Consider the following 24,617-nt stretch of genomic DNA (forward strand, 5'->3'; position numbering starts at 1 on the left):
GTCGGGCGGTGGTGAGGCGGTCAGGCGGTGGGCAGGGGCAAGGGATGGAAGCGGCGGCGGTACTCGGTGGGCGCGACGTCAAGGGCGCGGACGAACGCGCGGCGCATGGCCTCCGGGGTTCCGTAACCGCAGGTGCGGGAGATCCCCTCGACGCTGTCGGTGGTGTCCTCCAGCAGCCGGCGCGCGGCCTCCACCCGGACGCGGTCGACGTAGCGGCCCGGCGTCATGCCGACCTCGCCGAGGAAGGCGCGGGCGAAGTGCCGGGGCGAGAGGTTCGCGCGGGACGCGAGGGCCTCCACGGACAGGTCCGCGCCGGGGTTCTGGGCGATCCAGTGCTGGACGTCGCGCAGCGGTGGGCGCTGTGCGGTCTGGGCCGCTAGCTGGGTGCTGAACTGGGCCTGGTTGCCGGGCCGGCGCAGGAAGACGACGAGGTGGCGGGCGATGGTGAGGGCCGGTTCCCGGCCCAGGTCCTCCTCGACCAGGGCGAGCGCGAGGTCGATGCCCGCGGTGACGCCGGCGGACGTGGCGATGCGGCCGTCGCGTACGTAGATGGGCTCCGGTTCGACCCGTACGGTGGGGAACCGCGCGGCGAGCGAGGCGCAGAACGCCCAGTGGGTGGTGGCGCGGCGGCCGTCGAGCAGGCCGGCCTCGGCGAGCAGGAACGATCCGGTGCACACGGAGACCACCCGCTCGGCGCGCGGCGCGTGCTCGCGCAGCCAGGCGACGAGCCGGGGGTCGGGGCGGTGGGTGCTGTTGCCGCCCGGGACGAGGAGGGTGTGCGGGGTGGCGGTCGTGTCGTCGAGCGCCGCGTCGGGCATCAGGCGCAGGCCGCTGCTGGTGCGGACGGGCTCGCCGTCGAGGGTGGCGGTGCGCACCTGATAGGCGTCCGGGGCTCCGGCGTTGGCCGCGTCGGCGAAGACTTCGAGCGGGCCGGTGACATCGAGGCTCTGGACACCCTCGTAAAGGATGATCAGCACGGTGCGGCGGTGCGTCATGGCCACCATGCTGGTCGCCTCCGCCCATGGCCGCAATGACAGGAATCCCACCTTTCCTGCCATCGGTTCGCTCCTTGTCCGGGCTACCACCCACCCCCTTCCCCGCCGTACCGACCAGTCGGTAGCGTGCGGGTATGACCACTCTCCCTCCGCGCGCCGGACGCCGCTGCCACAACGTCATCAACCCCCTGCACTCGACGCTGTACTTCTCCCCCGACTACCGCCAGGAGCTGGCGAGGCTCGGTCTCGAGGACCGCAGCGCCGCCTATTTCGCCACGCGGGCGGCCGCGTTGGGCCGGGTCGGCGCGGGCACGGTCACCGCGACGTTCTTCAACTTCAAGCACGAGCTGGTGGCCCGGCACATCCCGGCCGCCTGGGACGTCGCCTCCCCGCAGGAGGTCCTCGACGCCCGGCTGCGCGCCTGCGACGCCACCCTGCGCCGGCTGCTCGGCGACAAGACCGTCGACTCCCCGGAGATGGCCGAGGCCGCCGAGCTCGCCCTGCGCGCCGCCGAGGCGTGCACCCGCGCCGCGCGCCCCCTCTACGCCGCGCACGCCGACCTGCCCGTGCCCGAGGCGCCGCACCTGGCTTTCTGGCACGGCGCCACGCTGCTGCGCGAACACCGCGGCGACGGCCACCTGATGGTCCTGGTGGACGCCGGGCTCGACCCGTTGGAGGCGCTCATCAGCCACCAGGCGAGCGGGCGCGGCTTCACCACGAAGTGGCTGCTCGCCACGCGCGGCTGGAGTGAGGAGGAGCTCGGCGCGGGGAAGGACCGGCTGCGGGAGCGGGGGCTGCTGGACGCGGACGGGGAGCTGACGGAAGCGGGCACCGAGCTGCGCAAGGAGCTGGAGAACGAGACGGACCGCCTGGACACCGCGCCGTACGAGCACCTGGGGGCCGCGGGCGTCGCACGGCTCACCGAGCTGGCCACCGGCTTCACGACGGCGGCGCTGGAGGCGGGCGCGTTCCCGGCGGACCTCTTCGGCAAGGGCTGAGCCTCTCGGCGATCCGCGCTCATACTTTGGTCGGCGGACCGGCTCCCAAAGGTGGATTACGGGGCCGACCCGCGCTCTCTAGCCTCGAAGCATGAAGAGTCTGCTCGGGTTTCTCGGTTTCGTCCTGACCGTCGGTGGCATCAACGGGCTGCTGCACGAGTGGTTCGGCGGGTTCCGCCTGTTCGGGTTCCTGCGGTTCCTGAGTCCGGGCGGCTATGAGATCTACACGAACATCGTGCTCATAGCCGTGGGTGTGGTGCTGGGGTTCGCGAGCGCGTCCCTCAAGCGAGGGGCGTCCTCGTGAGAGGGCCGCCCGGGTGAGACGGCCGTCCACGGCGATCCCGGCCGCACCTGCCACAATGCAGACCGCAGGTCGAAGAGGAAGCGGAGCGTGATCGTGACGGCATCTGGTGCGTCGATCGAAGGCAGGATCGCCGAGGAGCTCGGCGTGCGGGAGCGACAGGTGAAGGCGGCCGTCGACTTGCTCGACAGCGGGTCGACCGTGCCGTTCATCGCGCGCTATCGCAAGGAAGCGACCGAGATGCTCGACGACGCGCAGTTGCGCACGCTCGAAGAGCGGCTGCGCTATCTGCGGGAGCTGGAGGACCGGCGGACGGCGGTCCTGGAGTCCGTGCGGTCCCAGGGAAAGCTGGACGCGGCGCTGGAGGGGCGGATCCGCGCCGCCGACTCCAAGGCCCGGCTGGAGGACATCTATCTGCCCTTCAAGCCCAAGCGGCGCACCAAGGCGCAGATCGCCCGGGAGGCCGGGCTGGAGCCGCTGGCGGACGGGCTGCTGGGCGATCCGGGTGTCGATCCGCTCGCCGCGGCGGCCGCCTTCGTCTCCCCGGACCAGGGCGTCGCGGACGCCGCCGCGGCGCTGGACGGCGCCCGCGCGATCCTCACCGAGCGGTTCAGCGAGGACGCCGATCTGATCGGCGAGCTGCGCGAGCGCATGTGGACGCGGGGCCGGGTCGCGGCGAAGGTCCGGGAGGGCAAGGAGGAGGCGGGCGCGAAGTTCGCCGACTACTTCTCCTTCGCGGAGCCCTTCACCGAGCTGCCCTCGCACCGTGTGCTGGCCATGCTGCGCGGTGAGAAGGAGGAGGTCCTCGACCTCACCCTGGAGCCGGAGGAGCCGTCGGCCGCGGAAGGTCCGAGCGCGTACGAGCAGGCCATCGCCCGTCGCTTCGGCATCGCCGACCGGGGCCGGCCGGGCGACAAGTGGCTGGCCGACACCGTGCGCTGGGCCTGGCGGACGCGGGTCCTCGTCCACCTCGGGATCGATCTGCGGCTGCGGCTGCGGCAGGCCGCCGAGGACGAGGCGGTCCGCGTCTTCGCCGCGAACCTCCGCGATCTGCTGCTCGCCGCGCCGGCCGGCACCCGCGCCACGATGGGGCTCGACCCCGGTTTCCGTACGGGCGTGAAGGTCGCCGTCGTCGACGCCACGGGCAAGGTCGCCGCGACCGAGACGATCTACCCGCACGTTCCCCAGCAGAAGTGGGACGCCTCGCTGGCGACGCTGGCCCGGCTGGCCCGTGAGCACGACGTCGAGCTGATCTCCATCGGCAACGGCACGGCCTCCCGCGAGACGGACAAGCTCGCGGCGGACCTGATGACCCGCCACCCGGAGCTGAAGCTGACGAAGGTGATGGTCTCCGAGGCCGGTGCCTCGGTCTATTCCGCCTCCGCGTTCGCCTCGCAGGAGCTGCCCGGCATGGACGTCTCCCTGCGCGGCGCGGTGTCCATCGCGCGGCGGCTCCAGGATCCGCTCGCCGAGCTGGTCAAGATCGACCCCAAGTCGATCGGCGTCGGCCAGTATCAGCACGACCTGTCCGAGGTGAAGCTGTCCCGCTCGCTCGACGCGGTGGTGGAGGACTGTGTCAACGGCGTCGGTGTCGACGTCAACACCGCGTCCGCGCCGCTGCTCTCGCGGGTCTCGGGCATCAGCTCGGGCCTCGCGGAGAACATCGTCGCCCACCGCGACTCCAACGGACCGTTCCGGTCCCGCAAGGCGCTGAAGGACGTGGCCCGGCTGGGTCCGAAGGCGTACGAGCAGTGCGCCGGCTTCCTCCGCATCCGCGGCGGCGACGACCCGCTGGACGCGTCCAGCGTGCACCCCGAGGCGTATCCCGTGGTGCGGGCGATGATGAAGTCGGCGGGCGGCGCGCTCATCGGCAACACGGCGGTGCTGCGCTCGCTGCGCCCGGCGGACTTCGTCAACGACTCCTTCGGTCTTCCGACGGTCACGGACATCCTGCGCGAGCTGGAGAAGCCCGGCCGCGATCCGCGTCCCGCGTTCAAGACGGCGACCTTCAAGGAGGGCGTCGAGAAGATCGGCGACCTGACGCCGGGGATGCTGCTGGAGGGTGTCGTCACCAATGTGGCCGCGTTCGGGGCCTTCGTGGACGTGGGCGTTCACCAGGACGGCCTGGTGCACGTCTCGGCGATGTCGAAGACGTTCGTGAAGGACCCGCGGGACGTGGTGAAGCCGGGCGACATCGTCCGGGTGAAGGTGATGGACGTCGACATCCCGCGCAAGCGGATTTCGCTGACGCTCAGGCTGGAGGACGAGACGCCGTCCGGCGGCGGTACGGAGCGCGGCGGTGCGGGCCGCGAGCGCGCGGAGCGGGGCGGCCCCGGCCGCCGGGGCGGCGCGCCACGCCCCCGCCGGGGCGACGGCCCGCCCGCGGCGTCACGTCAGCCGGCACCGGCCAACGACGCGATGGCGGAGGCACTGCGCCGGGCGGGCCTGCGGTAGCCCTTGCCGGGCGGTCCGGTGGAATACGGGGACGGTTCCCGCCGTGGCGACGGTGGGTGCCCGGGGCCCCGCTACCGGGGCCTCTCCGGCCGGTCGGCACCGCCGGACCACGGTGTGGGCTGCCGCCGACCACTTCCCGCCGCGGCGGTGGTCAGCCACCGTCGCAGCGGAGGATGGCGGCGCCCCGACCGGCCAACCGGGCCGTTCGGCACCGCCGGACCACGCCACGGCGGCTGACCGCCGTCACGGCGGAATCGGGTACCGGGCCACCGCCTCGCCGTGGTGGTGGGCTGCCGCGCGACCACTTCCCCGCCGCCGCGGCGCGCGGGCACGTCGCGTGGTCCGGCGGTGTCCTGCCCGCCGTGGCGCCGGGCGGGGCGCCCGCCCGGGCTCACCGCCGGGACGCGGGCGGACGTCGGGGAAACCGTCCGTAGAGGCACCCCGGCGCGCTCACCGTTCCGTGAGGCGGCCTGCCGTGATCTCGACGCGCCTCGTGGTCTCGACCGCGCTGAGCATGCGGCGGTCGTGGGTGACCAGGAGCAGCGTGCCGTTGTACGAGGAGAGGGCGGATTCCAGCTGCTCGATGGCCGGCAGGTCGAGGTGGTTGGTGGGCTCGTCCAGGACGAGCAGGTTGACGCCTCGGGCCTGGAGGAGGGCGAGCGCGGCGCGGGTGCGTTCGCCCGGGGAGAGGGTGATCGCCGGGCGCAGTACGTGCGCGGCCTTGAGGCCGAACTTGGCGAGCAGGGTGCGGACCTCCGCGGGCTCCATCTCGGGGACCGCCGCCTCGAAGGCGTCCAGGAGGTGCTCCGTGCCGAAGAAGAGCGCGCGGGCCTGGTCGACCTCGCCGACCACGACGCCGGGGCCCAGCGAGGCCGCGCCCGCGTCCAGCGGCAGCCGGCCGAGCAGGGCGGCGAGCAGCGTGGACTTGCCGGAGCCATTGGCACCGGTGATCGCGACGCGGTCGGCCCAGTCGATCTGGAGGTCGACGGGCCCGAAGGCGAAGTCGCCGCGGCGCACCTCCGCGCCGCGCAGCGTGGCCACGACCGCGCCGGACCTCGGCGCGGCGGCGATCTCCATGCGCAGCTCCCACTCCTTGCGGGGCTCCTCGACCACCTCCAGGCGTTCGATGAGGCGCTCGCTCTGCCGGGCCTTGGCCGCCTGCTTCTCCGTCGACTCGGCACGCAGTTTGCGGCCGATCTTGTCGTTGTCGGTGGACTTGCGACGGGCGTTGCGGACGCCCTTCTCCATCCAGTTCCGCTGGGTGCGGGCGCGGGCCTCCAGGGAGGCGCGGGTGTCGGCGTACTCCTCGTACTCCTCGCGGGCGTGCCGGCGGGCGGTCTCGCGCTCCTCCAGATAGGCGGCGTAACCACCGCCGTAGAGGGTGGTCTGCTGCTGGGCGAGGTCGAGTTCGAGGACCTTGTCGACGGTGCGGGTGAGGAACTCGCGGTCGTGGCTGACCAGGACGGTGCCGGCGCGCAGCCCGGTGACGAAGGATTCCAGGCGGGCGAGGCCGTCGAGGTCGAGGTCGTTGGTGGGCTCGTCGAGGAGGAAGACGTCGTAACGGCTGAGGAGCAGGGAGGCGAGCCCGGCGCGGGCGGCCTGGCCGCCGGAGAGGCTGGTCATGTGCCGGTCGAGGCCGACGGTCAGGCCGAGGGAGTCGGCGACCTCCTCGGCGCGTTCGTCGAGGTCGGCGCCGCCGAGGGCGAGCCAGCGGTCGAGGCCGAGGGCGTAGGCGTCGTCGGCGCCCGGCGCGCCGTCGACGAGGGCCTGGGTGGCGGCGTCGAGGGCGGCCTGGGCCTCGGCGACGCCGGTGCGGCGCGCGAGGAAGGCCCGTACGGTCTCGCCCGCGCGCCGGTCGGGCTCCTGCGGGAGGTGGCCGACGTTGGCGGTGGGCGGGCTGAGCCGGAGGGCACCCTCCTCGGGGGTGTCCAGACCGGCGAGCAACCGCAGCAGGGTCGACTTGCCGGCGCCGTTGGCGCCGACGAGGCCGATGACCTCTCCGGGCGCGACGACGAGGTCGAGCCCGGAGAAGAGGGTGCGGTCGCCATGTCCGGCGGCGAGGTCCTTGGCGACGAGAGTGGCACTCATAACCCGTCGACTTTAACCGCTGGAGCGGCCGGTCCCGAACCGCTTGTCTACCGTGGTGACCGCACCCGGAGGGGTTCAGGCGGCGGGCAGGTGGTCGAGGGCGGGCGGGCGGATGCCGTGCGGCGGGACGTCCGTACGGGGAGCGGGGCGGTGGGTGCCGGCGGTGGCGCGGGCGAAGGCCGCGTAGCCGCCGACGAGCGGCAGCCGGGCCGAGGTGCCGCGCAGGTCGACGGTCAGCCGCGGGGTGGTGGAGGCGGGCTCGATGAGGCCGGCGTCGGTGCCGGCGACGATGAGGGCCAGGCGGTGACCGGCCGGTACGACGTGGTCGGTGGCGGCGAGGTCGAGGCTGATGGTGTAGGGCTTGCCGGGGGTCAGGGCGCGGCCGGGGGCCGGTTCGGCGTAGTGGCCGAGGTCGGCCCAGCCGCGGCTGAAGACGGTGTGGCCGACCTGCTTCCGTTCGGGCTCGGTCCGCTTGTAGCAGGCGCTGTCACCGGCGGTGCCGCTCCCCCAGCAGCTGCGGTCGGGGAGGGTGCGGATGCCCTCGGCGGCCGCCGCGTAGTCGCGGATGGTGGCGGGTCCGAGGTCGACGAGGACGGCGGAGAGGTGGGCGGAGGTCGTGGAGGAGGTGACGGTCAGGTCCACGGTCGAGGAGCCGGACAGCCGCAGGTCGCGGGTGAGCGGTGGCGTGGTGAAGCCTGCCTTGCCGGGGGTCGATTCGTCGATGTGGGCGGCCCAGTCGCTCTCGTTCAGCTTCGGGTCGTCCGTGAACGCGGCCGTGGTGCCGCGCGGTGCGGGCTTGAGGCCCAGGGTGCCGACGCCCGCCGCGGGCCCGGCGGCCGGGCGCAGCGCCGTGTCGCGGGTGCCGCTCGGCGGCCAGGTGCGGTCGGTGGACCACTGGTCGGGGGCGCGCTCGATGTCGGCCATCGGCTCGCGCTCGACGCCGTTGTCGTAGCCGAGGAGGTAGTGGTCGAACCAGCGGTGGAGGGTGGGCACCCAGGTCTCGCGGCGGAAGTCGAAGGGGTCGACGTGGCCGGTCTGGGAGAGCCAGATCTTGCGCTCGACGCCCTGCTGGGCGAGCGCGTCCCACCACTGGCCGAAGTGCTTGGTGCGGACGTTGAGGTCCTGCATGCCGTGGACGACGAACACACTGGCGTTCACCTTGCCGGCGTCCGGTACGTAGTCGCGGTCGTTCCACAGCGGCGTCCGGTCGCCGTTGCGCGGGGCGCCTTCGGCGAGTTCGCGCTGGACGGCCTGGCAGCGGCCGCGCGCCCCGTAGCTCTCGACGCGGTTCGACAGGCCGTCGGGGCCGCCGTCGTAGAGGGCGGCGCCCTTGGCGAAGTAGTAGTCGTACCAGGAGCTGATCGCACCGATGGGCACGATGGTCTTGAGGCCCTCGACGCCGGTGGCGGCGACGCCGTTGGCGACGGTGCCGTCGTAGCTCTTGCCGATCATTCCGACGGCCCCGGTGGTCCAGCCCGCCGTGACGGCGCCCTGGCCGGCGCGGGTGCTGTAGCCGCGGGCGCGGCCGTTCAGCCAGTCGACGACGGCCTTCGCGGACTGGATGTCGGAGCGGCCGCCGACGTCGACACAGCCGTCGGAACGATTGGTTCCGGCGAGGTCGACCAGGACGACGGCGTAGCCGCGCGGTACGAAGTAGTTGTCGTAGTACAGCGGGAACTGCACGGGGTTGCCCTGCGCGTCATAGGTCTTCTTCTGGCTCTCGTTGCCCCGGCCGCAACAGGAGTAGTACGGGCTGGCGTCCATGATGACCGGAACGCGCCGGCCCTGTTCGGCGGCCTCGCGCGGCCGGATGATGTCGACGGCGACGCGGTCGGAGCGGCCGTCGCGGTCGCCGTCCAGCTCGGTGTCCACCCATACGGACTCGCGCACGGCGCGGTCGTACGAATAGACGGGTCTGCTCTCCCCGTCCCTTCCGCCGCTCACGGACGCGGCGTTCGCCGTGCCGGTCGCGGCCGGTGGGAGGAGCGCGGTCAACAGGGCGGCCACCGCCGCCAGTACGAGTGTGATCCAGGATATGCGGGTGTCCCGCGGGCGTGTACGCACCGCCGGACCGTAGCGCGGGGCAACTCCCGGGCAGAAGGGGGGCGGAGCAGCCTCATGAGGCGATCGGCTCCCCGGCTGATGACCTGAACATGTCGATCACATGTCGGAATGCACCATGGACATTCCCCCGTCGGGGGTGAGTACATAGGCTTCGAGTAATCGATCTCCTCTACGAGTTGGAGTGACTCGTGCGTCACAGACTCATCGTTCCGAGTGCGGCCGCGGCCTGCCTGTTGCTGGCGATCCCCGCGTCGGCGGCCGACGCCACCCCGGGCGCCCCGGGCGTCGGAGACTCCTACTACCCCACGTCCGGGAACGGCGGTTACGACGTCTCCCACTACGACCTGCGGCTGAAGTACCAGCCCACGTCGGACAAGCTGGAGGGCACCGCCACCCTGCTGGCCACCACCACGCAGTCGCTGTCCCGCTTCAACCTCGACTTCGCGCTCGATGTGAGCGAGGTGCTGGTCAACGGCAAGAAGGCGACGTTCGCGAAGACCGGCGCGCACGAGCTGGAGGTCACGCCGTCCGGCCCGCTCGAAAAGGGCAAGCAGATCAGCGTCGTGGTCCGCTACAGCGGCACCCCTTCGCAGGTGAAGATCGACGGTTACTCCGCCTGGCAGAAGACCCCGGACGGCGCGGTCGTGGCCAATGAGCCCGACTCGGCGCCTTGGTGGTTCCCGAGCAACGACCACCCGACCGACAAGGCCACGTACGACGTGTCGGTCTCGGTGCCGGACGACGTCCAGGCGATCAGCAACGGCGTCCTGGCCTCGCAGTCCTCCAAGCTCGGCTGGACGCGCTACAACTGGCGCTCCACCAAGCCGCAGGCCACTTACCTGACCACGCTGGCGGTCGGCAAGTTCGACATCACCACCGACACCACCGCGAGCGGCCTGCCGGTCTTCAGCGCCTACAGCAAGGACCTCGGCGAGAACGGGCCGTCCGCCAAGGCCAGCGTCGAGCGCTCCGCCGAGGTCATCGACTGGGGCAGCAACGTCTTCGGCCCGTACCCCTTCAACGCGGTCGGCGGCTATGTGCCCAACGTGAAGACGGGCTACGCGCTGGAGACCCAGACCCGGCCGTACTACAGCCCCTCCGGCTTCGCGAACGGCGCGAACGTCTCCCTGGTGGTGCACGAGCTCGCGCACCAGTGGTTCGGCGACAGCGTGTCCGTGAAGGACTGGCGGGACATCTGGGTCAACGAGGGCTTCGCCACCTACGCGCAGTGGCTGTGGTCGGAGAAGGAGGGCGAGGGCACGGCCCAGGAGCTCGCCGACTACATCTACAACTCCGTCCCGGCCGACAACTCCTTCTGGAAGGTCAAGCCGGGCGACCCGGGCGCGGACAAGCAGTTCGACCGCGCCGTCTACAACCGTGGGGCCATCGCCCTTCAGGTGCTGCGCAACACGGTCGGCGACGAGACGTTCTTCAAGATCCTCAAGCAGTGGCCGACCGAGAACAAGTTCGGCAACGCCTCGGTGCAGGACTTCGTGAAGTTCGCCGAGAAGGTCTCCGGCAAGAAGCTCGCCAAGACCTTCGACACCTGGCTCTTCACGACCTCCAAGCCCACCACGCCGCCGTCGCCCGCGGCGAAGACCGGCAAGGCCGGCAAGTCGCTCAAGGCACCGGCGCAGCCGAAGTCCTGGAAGAAGATCCAGGAGTCGCAGGCCGCGCACCGGCACTGACGCCGCCCGTCAGGAGCCCCTCAGGAGCCCGGCGAGAGCCTCTCAGGGCCCGTCCCACCGCACTCTCCGCGGTGGGGCGGGCTCTCCTGCGTCCACCGGGGCGCGGCGGTCAGTCGGAGGGCGTGAGCACCACGAAGTCCGCGCCGGCGGGGTCGACGCAGACCGCCAGCCGTCCGACGCCCTCCGCGTCCTCCGGTCCCATCTGGACCGTGCCGCCGCTCTTCCTGACCTTGTCCACCGTGACGTCGCAGTTCGCGGAGGCGAACACCGGGTGCCAGTAGGGGCGGCCGCCGGTCAGGGTGAGGTCTTCGGCCGGGAGCTGCATCAGGCCGCCCTGCATGCGCTCCTGGCCGAGGCCGGCGGGTGTGATCAGCGAATACGTGCCGCCGCCGCCCGGCAGGGGCATGTCCTCGGTGTCCCAGCCGAAGAGCGTGCCGTAGAACTCCTTCGCGCCGGCCGCGTCCGTCGTATAGAGCTCGGTCCAGCACAGGCTGCCCGGCTCGTCCGTCACCTCCAGCCCCTGGGTGTTCCCCGGCTGCCAGACGGCGAACTGTCCCCCGGAAGGGTCGGTGAACTGGGCCAGTCGGCCCTCGCTGTCCGCGTCCATCGGGATCAGGCGGATGGTGCCGCCCGCCCGCTCCACGGCCTGCGCCGTGGCGTCCGCGTCGGTGGTGCGGAAGTAGATCATCCAGGCCGAGCGGGCGCCCTTCTCGGTGAGCGGACCGATGCCCGCCACGGTCTTGCCGTTCAGCCGGAGGACGCCGTAGTCGGGCGCCTCGTCACCCATGGAATCGAACTTCCAGTCGAACACCGATCCGTAGAAGTCGACGGCGGCGGGCACGTCCGGCGCGCCGAGGTCCAGCCAGCACGGGGAGCCGGGAACGAAATCGGTCGTGATCATGACGCTCTCCCTTTTGCGGAACACCGCGGATCTGTCGCGGAACGGTCGCGGGAATCCAGCGTGACACCCACCACTGACAAGCGCGTCCGGAGAGCGCGGGGGCCGAGAGCGCGCGAGCCGCGCCGCGAGGGTTTCACAGCGATGGTGGTACAGCAATACTGTTGAACCCGACGGACGCGGAGAGAGAGCGAGGCGCCGCCGATGGCCACGGAGACCGGGGAATCGCAGCTGACCGTCGACGAGTTGGCCGCCCGCGCCGGCGTGACCGTACGCACGGTGCGTTTCTACAGCACCCGCGGCCTGCTGCCGCCACCGGAGATCGGCCCGCGCCGGGTCGGGCGCTACGGCCCCGAGCACCTCTCCCGGCTGGCGCTGATCGAGGAGCTCCAGCACCAGGGCCTCACCCTCGCCGCCATCGAACGCTATCTGCGGCAGCTGCCGGACGGGCTGAGCCCGCACGACCTGGCCATCCACCGCGCCCTGGTCGCGTCCTGGATGCCCGACAAGCGGGAGGAGACGACGTGGGCGCAGCTGGAGCGGCGGGCGGGCCGGGCCCTGACCGAGGAGGACATCGACCGGCTCGCCGCCATGGACGTCCTCGAACGCCACCCCGACGACGCGGACACCTTCCGGGTGGACCCGGGGCTGCTCTATCTGGGGGTGCGGCTGCTGGACGTCCCCATCGCGCCGCGGACGCTCCTCGCCGCCCGTACGGTCCTGCTGGACCACGCCCGCGCCACGGCCCGGGAGCTCACCCGGCTCTTCCAGGACGAGGTGGGCACCCCCGACGTCGAGGCGATGAAGTCGCTGTCGGCGCACATGCAGCCGCTGGTGGTGCAGGCCCTGGTGACGGCGTTCCAGCGGTCCCTGAAGCACGAGCTGCGGGCGGTGTACGCGCAGGAGGAGCCGCCGCGGTAGGACCGGGCCCACCGCGGCGCCCACCCGTCCGCCCTAGTGGAACGTCTCGCCCTTCCCGGCCTTCTCCAGGAGCAGGGCGGGCGGCGCGAAGCGCTCCCCGTAGGCCGCCTGCAAGGCCCGGGCGCGTGCGACGAAGCCCGGCAGGCCGCCCTCGTAGCCGTTGATGTACTGCAGCGCGCCACCCGTCCAGCCGGGGAAGCCGATGCCGAGGATCGAGCCGATGTTGGCGTCGGCGACCGAGGTGAGGACGCCTTCCTCCAGGCAGCGGACGGTGTCCAGGGCCTCGGAGAAGAGCATCCGCTCCTTCATGTCCTCGAAGGGCACCGGGGCGCCGTCCGTGGCGAAGTGCTCCCGCAGCCCCGGCCACAGCCCGGCGCGCTTGCCGTCCACGTAGTCGTAGAAGCCGGCGCCTCCGCCGCGGCCGGTGCGCCCGAACTCCTCCACCATCCGGTCGATGACCGCGTCGGCGGGGTGCGCCTCCCAGGTGCCGCCGGCCTCCTCGACCGCGCGCCGGGTCTCCTCGCGGATCCTGCGCGGCAGCGTGAGCGTCAGCTCGTCCATCAGGGACAGCACCTTGGCCGGGTAGCCGGCCTGGGCGGCGGCCTGTTCGACGGAGGCCGGGTCGACGCCCTCGCCGACCATCGCCACGCCCTCGTTGATGAACCGGCCGATGACGCGCGAGGTGAAGAAGCCGCGCGAGTCGTTGACGACGATGGGCGTCTTGCGGATCTGCCGTACGAGGTCGAAGGCGCGGGCCAGGGCCTCGTCGCCGGTCCCCTCCCCCTTGATGATCTCAACGAGGGGCATCTTGTCGACGGGCGAGAAGAAATGCAGGCCGATGAAGTCGGCCGGCCGCTCGACACCTTCGGCCAGCAGGGTGATGGGCAGGGTGGAGGTGTTGGAGCACAGCAGGGCGTCGGGGGCGACGACGTGCTGGATCTCCTGGAACACCTTGTGCTTGAGCGAGGGGTCCTCGAACACGGCCTCGATGACCGCGTCGCAGCCCGCGAGGTCGCGCGGGTCGGCGGTGGGCGTGATCCGCGCGAGCAGGGCGTCGCGCTCCGCCTCGCTCGTACGGCCCTTGGCGACGGCCTTGGCCAGCAGGGCCGCGGAGTAGGACTTGCCCTTCTCGGCGGCTTCGAGGGAGACGTCCTTCAGGACGACCTCGATGCCGGCCTCGGCGCAGGCGTAGGCGATGCCCGCGCCCATCATGCCCGCGCCCAGGACGGCGGCCCTGGCGACCTTGCGGGGCGCGATGCCGGCCGGGCGGCTGGCCCCGGCGTTGACGGCCTGGAGGTCGAAGAAGAACGCCTGGATCATGTTCTTGGAGATCTGGCCGGTGACCAGCTCCGTGAAGTAGCGGGCCTCGATGACCTGCGCGGTCTCGAAGTCGACCTGCGAGCCCTCGACGGCGGCGGCCAGGATGTTGCGCGGTGCCGGGTAGGGGGCGCCGCCCAGCTGCTTGCGCAGATTGGCCGGATAGGCGGGCAGGTCGGCGGCGAGGCGCGGGGTGGCGGGGGTGCCGCCGGGGATGCGGTAGCCCTTGACGTCCCAGGGCTGGGCCGACTCGGGGTGGGCGTCGATGAAGGCGCGGGCCTTGGCGAGGAGTTCGTCGCGGGTGGCCGCGACCTCGTGGACCAGGCCCGCTTCGAGGGCGCGCCGCGCGGTGTACCGGGTGCCCTGGAGCAGCACCTTCAGCAGGGCGTCGGTGATGCCGAGGAGCCTGACCGTACGGGTGACGCCGCCACCGGCCGGGAGCAGGCCGAGGGTGACCTCGGGCAGTCCGATCCGGGTGTCGGGGGTGTCGAGGGCGACGCGGTGGTGGCAGGCGAGAGCGATCTCGTAGCCGCCGCCGAGGGCCGCGCCGTTGATGGCGGCGACGACGGGCACGCCGAGGGTCTCGATGCGGCGCAGGTCGCGCTTGATCTCCAGGCCGCCCTCGAACGCCTGCCGGGCGTCGGCGGGGGTGATCGCGATCAGCTCGCGCAGGTCGCCGCCGGCGAAGAAGGTCTTCTTGGCGGAGGTGACGATGATGCCGCGCAGGGAGTCCTTCTCGGCCACCAGGCGGTCGGCGACCGCGGTGAGGGAGGTCTTGAACGCGGCGTTCATGGTGTTGGCGGACTGATCGGGGTCGTCGAGGGTCAGGGTGACGACGCCGTCGGCGTCCCGCTCCCAGCGGATGGTGGTGCTCTCGCTCATATCGAAGTCTCCATGGGGGTTCAGCGGTGCGGATGCGGACGGTCTGACGGGTGTGCGGTGAGAGCCGTCAGAGCCGCTCGACGACGGTCGCGGCGCCCATGCCGCCGCCGACGCACAGGGTGATCAGGCCGTAGCGCTTGCCCTGCCGCTCCAGTTCGTCGATGACCGTGCCCAGCAGCATCGCGCCGGTGGCGCCGAGCGGGTGGCCCAGGGCGATCGCGCCACCGTTGACGTTGATCTTCTCCAGGGGGACGCCCATCTCCTCGGCGAAGCGCAGCACGACGGCGGCGAACGCCTCGTTGATCTCGATCAGGTCGATGTCGTCGATGGTCAGCCCGGCCTTGGCGAGAGCCTTGCGGGTGGCCGGGGCGGGGCCGGTGAGCATGATGGTGGGGTCGGAGCCGGAGACGGCGGCGGAGACGATACGGGCCCGGGGCGTGAGCCCGTAGCGCTCGCCGATCCCGCGGTTGCCGATGGCGACGAGCGCCGCGCCGTCCACGATCCCGGAGGAGTTGCCGGCGTGGTGGACGTGGTCGATCTTCTCGACCCAGTGGTACTGCTGGAGCGCGACGGCGTCGAAGCCGCCCGCCTCGCCGATCCCGGCGAAGGAGGGCTTGAGGGTGCCGAGGGTCTCGACGGTGGTGCCGGGGCGGGGGTGCTCGTCGCGGTCGAGGACGACCAGGCCGTTGCGGTCGCGCACGGGCACCACGGAGCGGTCGAAGCGGCCCTCCTTCCACGCGGCGGCGGCCAGCTCCTGCGAGCGTGCGGCGAAGGTGTCGACGTCGCGGCGGGAGAAGCCGCCGAGGGTGGCGATGAGGTCGGCGCCGATGCCCTGCGGCACGAAGTTGACGTCGAAGTTGGTCATCGGGTCGTTGAACCAGGCGCCGCCGTCGGAGCCCATGGGCACCCGCGACATCGACTCGACGCCGCCCGCCAGGACCAGGTCCTCCCAGCCGGAACGGACCTTCGCCGCGGCGAGGTTGACGGCCTCCAGACCCGAGGCGCAGAAGCGGTTCTCCTGGACGCCCGCGACGGTCTCGGGGAGCCCGGCCGCGATGGCGGAGATCCTGGCGATGTCGGAGCCCTGGTCGCCGACGGGGCTCACGACGCCGAGCACGATGTCGTCGATCGCGGCGGGGTCCAGGTCCGGGAAGCGGCGCCGGATCTCGTGGATCAGGCCGACGACGAGGTCGACGGGCTTGGTGCCGTGCAGCGCCCCATTGGCCTTGCCGCGGCCGCGCGGGGTGCGGATCGCGTCGTACACATACGCTTCGGTGCTCAAGGTCGTAAGCCTTTCGGGGGGGATGGGCGGGTCAGGACAGCAGGGAGCGGCCGATGATCTCTTTCATGATCTCGGTGGTGCCGCCGTAGATCGTCTGGATCCGGCCGTCGGTGAACGCCTTGGCGACCCGGTACTCGGTCATGTAGCCGTAGCCGCCGTGGAGTTGCAGACAGCGGTCGGCGACGCGTTTTTGCAGCTCGGTCGCCCACCACTTGGCCATCGAGGCGTGCACGGCGTCGAGCTCGCCGGCCGTGTGGTCGCTGATGCAGCGGTCGAGGAAGGCGCGGGTGACGGCGCACTCGGTGGCCATCTCGGCGATCTCGAAGCGGATGTGCTGGAGCCTGGCGAGCGGCCGGCCGAACGCCTCCCGCTCCTTGACGTAGGCCGTGGTGAGCTCCAGGAGGTGCTCGGCCGCCGCGATGCCGGCGACGGCGATGTTCATGCGCTCCTGGGCGAGGTTGGTCATCAGGTGGCCGAAGGCGCCGTTGAGGTCGCCGAGGAGGTTCTCCTTGGGGACGCGGACGTCGTGGAAGAACAGCTCGGCGGTGTCCTGCGCCTTCTGGCCGATCTTGTCGAGGTTGCGGCCGCGCTCGAAGCCCGCCATGCCGCGCTCGACGACGAACAGGCTCAGGCCCTTGGCACCGCCCTCGGGCGTCGTGCGCGCGACGACGATGACGAGGTCGGCGAGGATGCCGTTGGAGATGAAGGTCTTGGAGCCGTTGAGCAGCCAGTGGTCGCCGCGGTCCTCGGCCGAGGTGCGGATGGACTGGAGGTCCGAGCCCGCCTCCGGCTCGGTCATCGCGATGGCGGTGACGGTCTCGCCCGTGCAGAAGCCGGGCAGCCAGCGGCGCTTCTGCTCGTCGGTGGCGAGCGAGGTGAGATACGGGCCGATGATGTCGTTGTGCAGCCCGATGGCGAGGCCGGCGGCGCCCGCGCGGGTGAACTCCTCGGTGAGCACGACGCCGTAGCGGAAGTCGTCGTTGCCCCCGCCGCCGTACTCCTCGTCGACGGTCAGCCCGAGGAGCCCCTGCCGGCCGGCCGCCAGCCAGGCGTCGCGGGAGACGATGCCGTCGCGTTCCCACTGCTCGTAGTGGGGTGCGACCTCCTTGGCCAGGAAGGTCCGGACGGTCTCGCGGAAGGCTTCGTGGTCGGCGGTGAAGATCTGACGCTTCATCGGTGGGGGCCCTCCTCGGGCTGGTCGAGACCGCGGACGTCCCAGTCGCGCGCCACCTCGGCGGTGTCCGCGCCGGGCCGTGCGGGCGGGCGGCGCACGGCGCCGGGGGTGGCGGAGAAGCGCGGGGCGGGGGCGGGCTGGGTGAGGCCGCCGTGCTCGACGAAGGTGGCGCGGGCGGCGAGGTGCGGGTGGTCGGGGGCCTCGCGCAGCGACAGCACGGGGGCGACGCAGGCGTCCGAGCCCTCGAAGACGGCCGTCCACTCGGCGCGGGTGCGCCGCTTGAAGCGCGCGGCGATGGCGGTGCGCAGGTCGTCCCAGCGGGTGGGGTCCTCGCGCGGCGGTGCCTCGTCCGTCAGGCCGAGGCGGTCCAGGAACTCCGCGTAGAAGCGCTTCTCCAGCGCGCCGACCGCCATGTGGCCGCCGTCGGCGGTCTCGTACGTGCCGTAGAAGGGCGAGCCGCCGTCGAGGAGGTTGGCGGCGCGCCGGTCCTGCCAGGCGCCGGCCGCCAGCATGCCGTGGAGCATGGCGGTCAGGTGGGCTGTGCCGTCGACGATGGCGGCGTCGACGACCTGGCCGGTGCCGGAGGCGCGGGCGTGCTGGAGGGCGGCGAGGACGCCGATGACGAGGTAGAGGGAGCCGCCGGCGAAGTCGCCGAGGAGGTTGGCGGGGGCGTACGGCGGGCCGTCGGCGGGGCCGGTCAGCGCCAGGGCGCCGGTGATGGCGATGTACGACAGGTCGTGCCCGGCGGCCTGGGCGAGCGGGCCGTCCTGCCCCCAGCCGGTCATCCGGCCGTAGACGAGCCGGGGGTTGCGGGCCAGGCAGGCGTCGGGGCCGATGCCGAGGCGCTCGGCGACGCCGGGGCGGTAGCCCTCCAGGAGGACGTCGGCGCGCTCGGCGAGGTCCAGGACGGTCGCCGGGCCGGACGCGGACTTGAGGTCGACGACCACCGAGCGCTTGTTGCGGTTGGTGAGGTCGTGGCGGGGGTCGATGTGCAGCCCGGGGCCGTCGGGCCGGTCGACGCGGACGACGTCGGCGCCGAGGTCCCCCAGGAGCATGGCCGCGAACGGGCCGGGGCCGATCCCGGCGAGCTCGACGACGCGCACTCCGGCCAGCGGGCCGGCTCTCCCGGTGGTGCGTGGGTCGTTCCCTGCCTCTGTCATGCAGACCGCCATCCAGTCCCGGGACCCGTGGCCTCGCGGCCTTATGACACAAGTGCTGTAACACTCGCGATGTTAAGAACGGGTTCCAGTTTTCACAAGCCCCCCGGTCCACCGGCCGGGAGCGCAAAACACCGCCCGGACGGCGGCACTTGGCAGGGCGGCGATCCGCTCGTCAGCCCGCGTCGAGCTGCGCGACGAGCTTCTTGGGCGCGATGGTCCGGTAGCTCTCCTCCACCCAGTCGCAGAGCAGCTCGACCGGCGCGCTCTCGCCGGTCAGCGGGATCGACACCCAGCCCGACCGGCCCAGCCCGTACCCGGTGGGCGCCGCGCCGGGCACGGCGAGGGCGTGGCCGTGCGCCTCCTCGTCCTTGAGCTTGAGGCTGATGCCGGGCGTCTCGGTGTTCCCCTCGGCCCCCAGGAAGACGAAGATCTTCTTGTTGACCTTGATGACGGCGTCCTCCTCCCAGGGGAACTCCTCCACGGTGCCGGGCAGCCCGAGCGCGAACGACCGGATCCTCGCCCGGGCCTTGAGGGCAGTTGAGACGGTTGCCATGGGTCCTCCGTGGGGCTGTGCGGCCGGGTGGGTCCGGCCGGGTGCGCGGCTGTCCGTACACGCTAGTCCGCGCCCCGTCGCCCCGGCCGCCCGGCACGTCCGTCAGGCGCGGGTCACAGCAGGCCGGCCTGTTCGAGGAGGGCGCGGACGGAGCTGACGGCGGTGTCCGCGAGCGGGGTCCGGGGGGCGGCGGCGGTGCGGGATTCGATGACGCCGAGGAGGTGCAGGGCCGCCTTGTAGCCGCCGATCGCCGAGGCGGTCGCCCCGCCCGCCTCCGTGAGGGCGAACAGTGCGGCGAGCCGGTCCTGTTCGGCGGCCGCCTCGGTCCAGCGGCCGGCGCGGGCGTGTGCGCACAGCCGTACGTACCCGGCCGGGTCGACGTTGCCGAGCCCCGGTACGACGCCGTGGGCGCCTGCCAGCAGCGCCGCGTCGACGGTCAGTTCGGAGCCGGTCAGTACGCCGAACGCGCGGTGGAGGCCGCGTGCGCGCAGCGCGACGAGCAGCCGGCGCAGGGCGCCGAGGTCACCGCTGCTGTCCTTCAGCCCGGCGAGGATGCCGTCCTCCGCGAGGGCGAGGAGGGTGGCGGGGTCGAGCTTGCTGTGGACGGCGGACGGGATGTCGTAGGCGATCAGCGGCAGGTCGACGCCGGCCCGGACGCGGCGGAAGTGATCGGCGGTCTCGGCGGGGCGGGTGTCGGCGTAGAAGGGCGCGGTGGCCACGAGCGCGTCCGCGCCGAGCGCCCGCGCGGTGCGGGCGTGGTCCAGGACGCGGGCGGTGGTCATGTCGACGACCCCGGCGAGGACGGGCACGCGCCCATCGACGGCCTCGACGGCCGCGCGGAGGGCGGTGGCCCGCTGATCGTCACTCAGATAGGCGGTTTCACCGCTCGTACCGAGGACGAAGACGGCGTCGGCGCCGGCCACCAGGAGGTGCTCGACGAGCGACCCGAGCGAACGGGTGTCGACGTCGCCGGAGGCCGTGAGCGGCGTGCACATCGGAGGAACGACGCCGGCGGGCGGAACGGGCAGACGCATCACGAGCCTCCAGCCTCTCGCTTCGCGCCGAATCTGGCGGAGGGGCCGACGGGTGTCAAGACGGCACTCGCCCCCGCGCCCGAGGACCTACGGGCGCCTCACGAGCCCCCGGCGCTGTGCCGGGCCACACGCTCGGCCTCGGGGAGAGGCGTCTCGCCCAGGCCCGCGACGGACCCGCAGGCCATCCGCGCGCACACCCCTTCGCAGGCCAGCAACTGCCGGTCGCCTTGGTAGGAGACCACCGTCGCCACCCTGTCCGGTGAGCCCCGGAAGTCGGCGCGGCAGACGATGCAGAGAAGCCCGGAGAGCATCTCCTCGGTCAGCTCGTCCCGACTCGGGCGGCGGCTGTAGATCGCGTCCTGTGAGTACATATTGGAGAAATCCCCTCTTGCTTGCGCATGGCGTGCAGTGGGAACAAGCGATTCAGGCCGATGCCGGAACCCTACTCCTCCGGGCCCGCGCTCCCTCCGATCCGGCGGGTCCGGCCGGGCCGGGCGATGGGTCGCTCACCCGGCTGGTCGGTCACCCGGCTGGTCGGTCACCCGGCTGGTCGGTCGGCCCGGCTCGTCGGCCCGGCCGCCCGGCTGTCCGACCGGCCCGCCTACCGAGAAGCCGTCCGCAGGACCTCGCGGCACAGGGCGTCCGCCGCCCGCGTGGTCTCCGGGAGCCGGAAGTCGCGGGCCAGCCGCAGGGCGAAGGCACAGGCGTTGTCGAGGCTCATCCGGTGCCCGACCGAGACGAAGACCGGCTTCACGCCGTCCCGCGTGCGCAGGGCCCGGCCGACCTCCTCGTCGCCGTCGAGCAGCGGCGAGCTGTCCCCGCGGCACGGGCCGGGCGGTTCGTAGCGGAAGGTGAAGGGGTTCTTCGCGACCCCCATCGTGGGCAGCCCCGTGAGCACCCCCAGGTGGCTCGCCAGGCCGAAGCGGCGCGGGTGCGCGAGGCCGTAACCGTCGCAGACGACCAGGCCGGGGGTGACGGACAGCCGCCCGAGCGCGGCGAGCACCGTGGGGATCTCGCGGAAGGCGAGCAGGCCGGGCACGTACGGGAAGGCCACCCGGCCGAGCGCCGTCGCCTCCTCCACCAGGTCGAGGGTGGTGGCGTCGAGCGCGACGGCGGCGGCCGCGACGACGTCCCGCTCGTCGTCGTAGGCGACGTCCACGCCCACGACGGTCAGCGGGGCCCCCGGCACCGGCCCCGGCTCGTCGAGCGTGACCCGGCTCCGCAGCTCGTCCTGGACGGCCCGGGCCGCCGCTTCCGTGGTGGGCCAGTCGGGCGGCAGGGCGCCCGGGGTGTCGGTCGTCGCGTACGTCATAGTGCCTCCCACGCTACGTGACCGGCGTAGCCTGTGGATCATGTTCGTACTTGAGCTGACCTACATCGCGCCGATCGAGCGCATCGACGCCGCCCTCGCCGAGCATGTGGCCTGGCTGGACGCCCACTACGCGTCGGGTGTCTTCATCGCGTCCGGCCGCAAGGTGCCGCGCGACGGCGGGATCATCCTCGCGGTCGGTGACGACCGCGCGAAGATCGAGGAGATCACACAGAGCGACCCGTTCAGCGTGGCCGGGGTGTGCGAGTACGCGATCACGGAGTTCGTCGCGACGAAGACGGTCCCGGCCCTGGAGCACTACCGGCAGCAGCTACCCTCCTGACCCGGCCCGCACGCCGAGCCGGGCGATCCGTCCCTTCTCCCCCGCCGCCCAGCAGCCCCGGTCGGGTGCGCAGTCGACGGTGTCGTACGAGCCGGTGTCGAACCCGCGCCAGCTGCGGCCGCCGTCGGTGGTGAGGTCGCTGCCGGTCGGGCCGACGGCCAGGGCCGTGGTGCGGCCGCGCGGCAGCCAGGCGACGCCGGAGCGGTAGGCGGTCGGGGGCTTCGCGGCCGGTGTCCAGGTGGCGCCGCCGTCGCCGGAGACTGCCGCGGCGCGCTCCGAGACCTGCCCGGCGCGGTAGTCGCCGCCGACGGCCAGCCCGTGCGTACGGTCGCGGAAGGCGAGCCCGAAGACGCCGCGCGCGGGGTCCCCGGCCGGTACGGGCGTGCCGGTGACGGTCCAGGTGCGGCCGCGGTCGGCGGAGTGCAGGACGCGGGAGGCGCCCGGGGCCGCCGCGCCGCCGGTGGCGATCCAGGCGTCGCGGCCGCCCGAGCTGACCAGGCACTGGCCGCTCGCGGCGAACGCCGCCTCGCCGGGCAGCGCGTCGGGCATGCCCGTGGAGGGCAGCACGCGCCAGCTGCGGCCGCCGTCGCCGGTCGCCAGGAGGCGGTATTTGCCGTCGACCGGGTCGCTCAGCGCGAGCCCGTGGCGCGGGTCGAAGAAGGTCATGCAGTCGTAGAAGGCCCGTGGATCGGCGTTCCGGAAGGTCTCTTTCCAGGTGGCGCCGCCGTCGTCAGTGCGGAGGACTCGTGAGGCCGCGCCCTCGCCGATGGCCAGGACGACCGCGTGCCGTGCGTCGAACGCCTCCACGTCCCGGAACTCCAGCGCGGCGGCACCCGGTGGCGAGACGTTTCGCCAGCTGCGGCCGCCATCACGGGTGAGCAGGACGGTGCCCTTGGTGCCGGCGACCCACGCGGTGGACCGGCTCACGGCCGCGAGCCCCCGGAACCGCGCGTCGGTGCCGCTGTCCTTCACCTCCCAGGAGGGTTCTCGGACCTCCTCCCGCGCCGCGCCCCGCGCCGGCGCCGCGCCGGTCCCGACCCCCGTCACCACCAGCGCCACCGCGCAGAGCCCCGCGCGAATCCCCCGCCGCGTCTTCCCCGTCCGCCTCATGGGTGAGGAAGCTAGCCGACCGGCGCGAGGCCGTCCATGGAGCCGACCACCCCTCCTGAAAACATCCAGGTTTCATCTTTCTCATCCTTTCGGCCAGTACGGAGATGGCTGTACGGGCGATCCGCGACGGCCGTACCGCCTCCTAGCGTGGGGACATGACCCCGCTCTCCCTGCCCGCGGCCCCCGTCACCCACCCGGCTCCGCCGCCCCGGACCCGGCGGCGGCCGCGCCGGCTGATGGCCGGGCTCTGCGGGCTGTGGCTGGTCGAGGGGCGGCTGCTCGGCCGCGGTGACACGTACGTGGGGCAGGCGGGCGGCCCGTACGCGCACCTGGTGGTGTGGGGCGCGGGGCTGATGATCGCGGCGTGCGTGCTGCCGTGGGCGCGGCTTACCACGCGGGCCGTGGCGGCCATCGGGATCTCGTCGTCGGTGACCGGCTGTCTGCTGACCGCCGGGAGGCACCTGCCCGTGTGGGGGCTGACGGAGAGCGCGGCGCTGCTGGTGCTGCTGACACTCGTCGCGTGGCGGACGCCGGTGCGGGCCGCCGTACCGCTGGGCATCGCGCTGGCGGCGGCCGTGCTCGCGGTGCCCGTCCGCCGCGCCGACGTGCCGGGCGCCACGGTCGTCGCGTACGCGCTGGTCGTGGCCGGGTCCACCGCGCTGGGGCTGTGCCTGCGCCACCGGGACGTCGAGCGCGCGCGGGCCGTGGCCGCAGCGCGGGAGGCCGAACGCCTGGAACTGGCGGGCGAGCTGCACGACTTCGTCTCCCATCGCCTCGCCGCCATGACCCTGTTGGCCAAGGCCACCGGTTCGCTCGCCGCGGACGCGCGCGTCGCCGCCTCGCTGCGCGACATCGAGGAGGCGGGCGACGAGGCGATGACGTCGGCGCGGCGGCTGCTGCGCGTACTCCAGCAGGACCGTCCCCACCGCGAACCGCCGCCCGGCCTCGACCGCGTCGCCGAACTCGTCGACGACTTCCGCCGTACGGAGCCGGGCGCGCGGCACGTCTCCCTGCGCGTCGACCCGGGCCTCCGCGCCGGACCGGCCCCGGAACTGGCCGCGTCCGTCCACCGCATCGTCGCCGAGGCCCTGACCAACGTCGCCGAGCACAGTCCGGACGCGTCGGCCGTGCGGGTGGCGCTGTGGGGCGCGGACGGGCGCCTTTTCGTTTCCGTACGCAACTCCGCGCACACCGACGCGCGCCGCACGGCGCCCCCCGCGCACCAGAGCCCCGAGGACGGTGGCGGGCTCGGTCTGGTGGGTCTGACCGAGCGCGCGGACGCGATCGGCGGGTCGCTGACGGCCGGCCCGGCATGGGACGGGGGATGGGAGGTGCTGGCGGTGCTGCCGGTGCGCGCGGGAGGGGCGGCCGTGGCCGGTGGTGAGGGTGGTCGAGGTGATCGGCGTTACCGGCATCTCCCGGCATCAGCGCCATCGCCGACATTCTGACGTTACTTCAGGTTCATAGGCGTAAGGGGTCAAATGTTCCAATCTTCAAAGGGTGGTGACACAGGTCACGCTCGAATCGTGTGCACTGAGGTAATCGATCCACCGTCTCTTCACAGGAATGCAAGAGAGGCAAGGACCCGCAGCACCACCCCACACCGACCGCAAGGGAGCACGCGTTGTCCAGTGTCATCGACCAGGCTGTCCAGGCACGGCTGATCGTTTCGGCCCCGCAGGACCGCGCCGTTCCCGCGCAGCTCCGCTACGAGCGCTCCGACCCGTTCGCCGTGCACATCGCCTTCCCGGCCATGGCCTCGCTCGACGGCGCCGACGTCGAGTGGGGGTTCGGGCGTGAGCTGCTGGCGTGCGGGCTGAACTCCCCCGCCGGCGGCGGCGACGTCCACGTGTGGCCGTGCGGCCCCGACCGCACGGTGCTGGAGTTCCACGCCCGGGAGGGGATCGCCATGGTGCAGATCGACACGGTGGAGCTGCGCCGGTTCCTGGCCCGTTCCTACGCGCTGGTGCCCGCGGGCAGCGAGACCGGCCACCTCGACCTGGACGGTGATCTGGCGGCCCTGCTGCGGGAAGCCTGAGACGGGGG

Annotated in this window: 21 protein-coding genes; 8 read left to right on the top strand and 13 right to left on the bottom strand. The window is 72.7% G+C overall.

The features are described from left to right. Positions 1 to 20: 20 nt before the first annotated feature. Complete coding sequence (locus tag ACZ303_RS11765; protein ID WP_467338198.1) at positions 21 to 995, bottom strand: GlxA family transcriptional regulator; 975 nt, start codon at positions 993 to 995, stop codon at positions 21 to 23. A 134-nt stretch (positions 996 to 1,129) separates the two neighbouring features. Between ACZ303_RS11765 and ACZ303_RS11770 the strand changes: the two genes are divergently transcribed. The 3 genes from ACZ303_RS11770 to ACZ303_RS11780 all read left to right on the top strand — a co-directional run bounded on the left by ACZ303_RS11770 (position 1,130) and on the right by ACZ303_RS11780 (position 4,748). Beyond that, entirely contained in the window at positions 1,130 to 1,993 is an 864-nt protein-coding gene (locus ACZ303_RS11770) for an SCO6745 family protein (RefSeq protein WP_467337688.1), read from the top strand. A 91-nt stretch (positions 1,994 to 2,084) separates the two neighbouring features. Then, positions 2,085 to 2,297 (top strand): hypothetical protein, encoded by a 213-nt coding sequence (locus tag ACZ303_RS11775; protein WP_467337690.1) that lies wholly within the window; start codon positions 2,085 to 2,087, stop codon positions 2,295 to 2,297. Positions 2,298 to 2,390: 93 nt separating this feature from the next. Next, positions 2,391 to 4,748, top strand: a complete 2,358-nt coding sequence (locus tag ACZ303_RS11780) for a Tex family protein (protein ID WP_467337692.1) — start codon at positions 2,391 to 2,393, stop codon at positions 4,746 to 4,748. A 450-nt stretch (positions 4,749 to 5,198) separates the two neighbouring features. Here ACZ303_RS11780 and ACZ303_RS11785 read toward each other — a convergent pair whose 3' ends face one another. Together ACZ303_RS11785 and ACZ303_RS11790 are read right to left on the bottom strand one after the other, a co-directional pair. Further along, positions 5,199 to 6,836, bottom strand: coding sequence for an ABC-F family ATP-binding cassette domain-containing protein (locus ACZ303_RS11785; RefSeq protein ID WP_467337694.1), 1,638 nt, complete (start codon positions 6,834 to 6,836; stop codon positions 5,199 to 5,201). A gap of 75 nt (positions 6,837 to 6,911) precedes the next feature. After that, positions 6,912 to 8,900, bottom strand: a complete 1,989-nt coding sequence (locus ACZ303_RS11790; protein WP_467337696.1) for a Xaa-Pro dipeptidyl-peptidase — start codon at positions 8,898 to 8,900, stop codon at positions 6,912 to 6,914. 188 nt (positions 8,901 to 9,088) lie between these two features. Between ACZ303_RS11790 and ACZ303_RS11795 the strand changes: the two genes are divergently transcribed. After that, positions 9,089 to 10,588 (top strand): M1 family metallopeptidase, encoded by a 1,500-nt coding sequence (locus ACZ303_RS11795; RefSeq protein ID WP_467337698.1) that lies wholly within the window; start codon positions 9,089 to 9,091, stop codon positions 10,586 to 10,588. A gap of 109 nt (positions 10,589 to 10,697) precedes the next feature. Here the strand turns inward: ACZ303_RS11795 and ACZ303_RS11800 are convergent, their stop codons facing one another. Further along, on the bottom strand, positions 10,698 to 11,489 hold the full coding sequence (locus tag ACZ303_RS11800; protein ID WP_467337700.1) for a VOC family protein: 792 nt from the start codon (positions 11,487 to 11,489) through the stop codon (positions 10,698 to 10,700). 201 nt (positions 11,490 to 11,690) lie between these two features. Between ACZ303_RS11800 and ACZ303_RS11805 the strand changes: the two genes are divergently transcribed. Continuing rightward, entirely contained in the window at positions 11,691 to 12,407 is a 717-nt protein-coding gene (locus ACZ303_RS11805; RefSeq protein WP_467337702.1) for a MerR family transcriptional regulator, read from the top strand. 33 nt (positions 12,408 to 12,440) lie between these two features. Here the strand turns inward: ACZ303_RS11805 and ACZ303_RS11810 are convergent, their stop codons facing one another. The 8 genes from ACZ303_RS11810 to ACZ303_RS11845 all read right to left on the bottom strand — a co-directional run bounded on the left by ACZ303_RS11810 (position 12,441) and on the right by ACZ303_RS11845 (position 21,121). Beyond that, positions 12,441 to 14,606, bottom strand: coding sequence for a 3-hydroxyacyl-CoA dehydrogenase NAD-binding domain-containing protein (locus ACZ303_RS11810; protein WP_467337704.1), 2,166 nt, complete (start codon positions 14,604 to 14,606; stop codon positions 12,441 to 12,443). A gap of 67 nt (positions 14,607 to 14,673) precedes the next feature. After that, the gene (locus tag ACZ303_RS11815; protein WP_467337706.1) at positions 14,674 to 15,888 is read right to left on the bottom strand and encodes an acetyl-CoA C-acetyltransferase; all 1,215 of its coding nucleotides are present in this window, start codon (positions 15,886 to 15,888) and stop codon (positions 14,674 to 14,676) included. 31 nt (positions 15,889 to 15,919) lie between these two features. Continuing rightward, positions 15,920 to 17,062, bottom strand: a complete 1,143-nt coding sequence (locus ACZ303_RS11820) for an acyl-CoA dehydrogenase family protein (protein WP_467337708.1) — start codon at positions 17,060 to 17,062, stop codon at positions 15,920 to 15,922. Then, positions 17,059 to 18,222, bottom strand: a complete 1,164-nt coding sequence (locus ACZ303_RS11825; RefSeq protein ID WP_467337710.1) for a CaiB/BaiF CoA transferase family protein — start codon at positions 18,220 to 18,222, stop codon at positions 17,059 to 17,061. The genes ACZ303_RS11820 and ACZ303_RS11825 overlap by 4 nt, the downstream gene beginning before the upstream one ends. A 172-nt stretch (positions 18,223 to 18,394) precedes the next feature. Next, on the bottom strand, positions 18,395 to 18,775 hold the full coding sequence (locus tag ACZ303_RS11830) for an MmcQ/YjbR family DNA-binding protein (protein WP_467337712.1): 381 nt from the start codon (positions 18,773 to 18,775) through the stop codon (positions 18,395 to 18,397). A 113-nt stretch (positions 18,776 to 18,888) separates the two neighbouring features. After that, positions 18,889 to 19,809 (bottom strand): dihydrodipicolinate synthase family protein, encoded by a 921-nt coding sequence (locus tag ACZ303_RS11835; RefSeq protein WP_467337714.1) that lies wholly within the window; start codon positions 19,807 to 19,809, stop codon positions 18,889 to 18,891. Positions 19,810 to 19,907: 98 nt separating this feature from the next. Then, positions 19,908 to 20,180 (bottom strand): hypothetical protein, encoded by a 273-nt coding sequence (locus ACZ303_RS11840; RefSeq protein WP_467337716.1) that lies wholly within the window; start codon positions 20,178 to 20,180, stop codon positions 19,908 to 19,910. Between the two features lie 230 nt (positions 20,181 to 20,410). Continuing rightward, positions 20,411 to 21,121, bottom strand: a complete 711-nt coding sequence (locus ACZ303_RS11845; RefSeq protein WP_467337718.1) for an endonuclease V — start codon at positions 21,119 to 21,121, stop codon at positions 20,411 to 20,413. Between the two features lie 40 nt (positions 21,122 to 21,161). Here ACZ303_RS11845 and ACZ303_RS11850 point away from each other — a divergent pair, with 40 nt between their 5' ends. Beyond that, positions 21,162 to 21,461, top strand: a complete 300-nt coding sequence (locus ACZ303_RS11850; protein ID WP_467337720.1) for a YciI family protein — start codon at positions 21,162 to 21,164, stop codon at positions 21,459 to 21,461. Here ACZ303_RS11850 and ACZ303_RS11855 read toward each other — a convergent pair. Continuing rightward, positions 21,450 to 22,571 (bottom strand): WD40/YVTN/BNR-like repeat-containing protein, encoded by a 1,122-nt coding sequence (locus ACZ303_RS11855; RefSeq protein ID WP_467337722.1) that lies wholly within the window; start codon positions 22,569 to 22,571, stop codon positions 21,450 to 21,452. The two genes, ACZ303_RS11850 and ACZ303_RS11855, sit on opposite strands and share 12 nt — an antisense overlap. 155 nt (positions 22,572 to 22,726) lie before the next feature. Between ACZ303_RS11855 and ACZ303_RS11860 the strand changes: the two genes are divergently transcribed. Both ACZ303_RS11860 and ssgD read left to right on the top strand, forming a co-directional pair. Continuing rightward, positions 22,727 to 24,019: a sensor histidine kinase gene (locus ACZ303_RS11860; RefSeq protein WP_467337724.1), complete on the top strand. Its 1,293-nt coding sequence runs from the start codon at positions 22,727 to 22,729 to the stop codon at positions 24,017 to 24,019. A 176-nt stretch (positions 24,020 to 24,195) separates the two neighbouring features. Continuing rightward, complete coding sequence (gene ssgD / locus ACZ303_RS11865) at positions 24,196 to 24,609, top strand: spore wall synthesis regulator SsgD (RefSeq protein ID WP_467337726.1); 414 nt, start codon at positions 24,196 to 24,198, stop codon at positions 24,607 to 24,609. Positions 24,610 to 24,617 lie beyond the last annotated feature (8 nt).

This window comes from Streptomyces sp. NPDC023527, assembly GCF_055560115.1.

Bases quoted from the DNA above. Each gene is read 5' to 3' on its own strand.
- ACZ303_RS11820 (WP_467337708.1), bottom strand. From the start codon at position 17,062: ATGAAGCGTCAGATCTTCACCGCCGACCACGAAGCCTTCCGCGAGACC.
- ACZ303_RS11835 (WP_467337714.1), bottom strand. From the start codon at position 19,809: ATGCGTCTGCCCGTTCCGCCCGCCGGCGTCGTTCCTCCGATGTGCACG.
- ACZ303_RS11855 (WP_467337722.1), bottom strand. From the start codon at position 22,571: ATGAGGCGGACGGGGAAGACGCGGCGGGGGATTCGCGCGGGGCTCTGC.
- ACZ303_RS11775 (WP_467337690.1), top strand. From the start codon at position 2,085: ATGAAGAGTCTGCTCGGGTTTCTCGGTTTCGTCCTGACCGTCGGTGGC.
- ACZ303_RS11770 (WP_467337688.1), top strand. From the start codon at position 1,130: ATGACCACTCTCCCTCCGCGCGCCGGACGCCGCTGCCACAACGTCATC.
- ACZ303_RS11810 (WP_467337704.1), bottom strand. From the start codon at position 14,606: ATGAGCGAGAGCACCACCATCCGCTGGGAGCGGGACGCCGACGGCGTC.
- ACZ303_RS11845 (WP_467337718.1), bottom strand. From the start codon at position 21,121: ATGACGTACGCGACGACCGACACCCCGGGCGCCCTGCCGCCCGACTGG.
- ACZ303_RS11785 (WP_467337694.1), bottom strand. From the start codon at position 6,836: ATGAGTGCCACTCTCGTCGCCAAGGACCTCGCCGCCGGACATGGCGAC.
- ACZ303_RS11840 (WP_467337716.1), bottom strand. From the start codon at position 20,180: ATGTACTCACAGGACGCGATCTACAGCCGCCGCCCGAGTCGGGACGAG.
- ACZ303_RS11850 (WP_467337720.1), top strand. From the start codon at position 21,162: ATGTTCGTACTTGAGCTGACCTACATCGCGCCGATCGAGCGCATCGAC.
- ACZ303_RS11825 (WP_467337710.1), bottom strand. From the start codon at position 18,222: ATGACAGAGGCAGGGAACGACCCACGCACCACCGGGAGAGCCGGCCCG.
- ACZ303_RS11805 (WP_467337702.1), top strand. From the start codon at position 11,691: ATGGCCACGGAGACCGGGGAATCGCAGCTGACCGTCGACGAGTTGGCC.
- ACZ303_RS11765 (WP_467338198.1), bottom strand. From the start codon at position 995: ATGACGCACCGCCGCACCGTGCTGATCATCCTTTACGAGGGTGTCCAG.
- ACZ303_RS11860 (WP_467337724.1), top strand. From the start codon at position 22,727: ATGACCCCGCTCTCCCTGCCCGCGGCCCCCGTCACCCACCCGGCTCCG.
- ACZ303_RS11800 (WP_467337700.1), bottom strand. From the start codon at position 11,489: ATGATCACGACCGATTTCGTTCCCGGCTCCCCGTGCTGGCTGGACCTC.
- ACZ303_RS11830 (WP_467337712.1), bottom strand. From the start codon at position 18,775: ATGGCAACCGTCTCAACTGCCCTCAAGGCCCGGGCGAGGATCCGGTCG.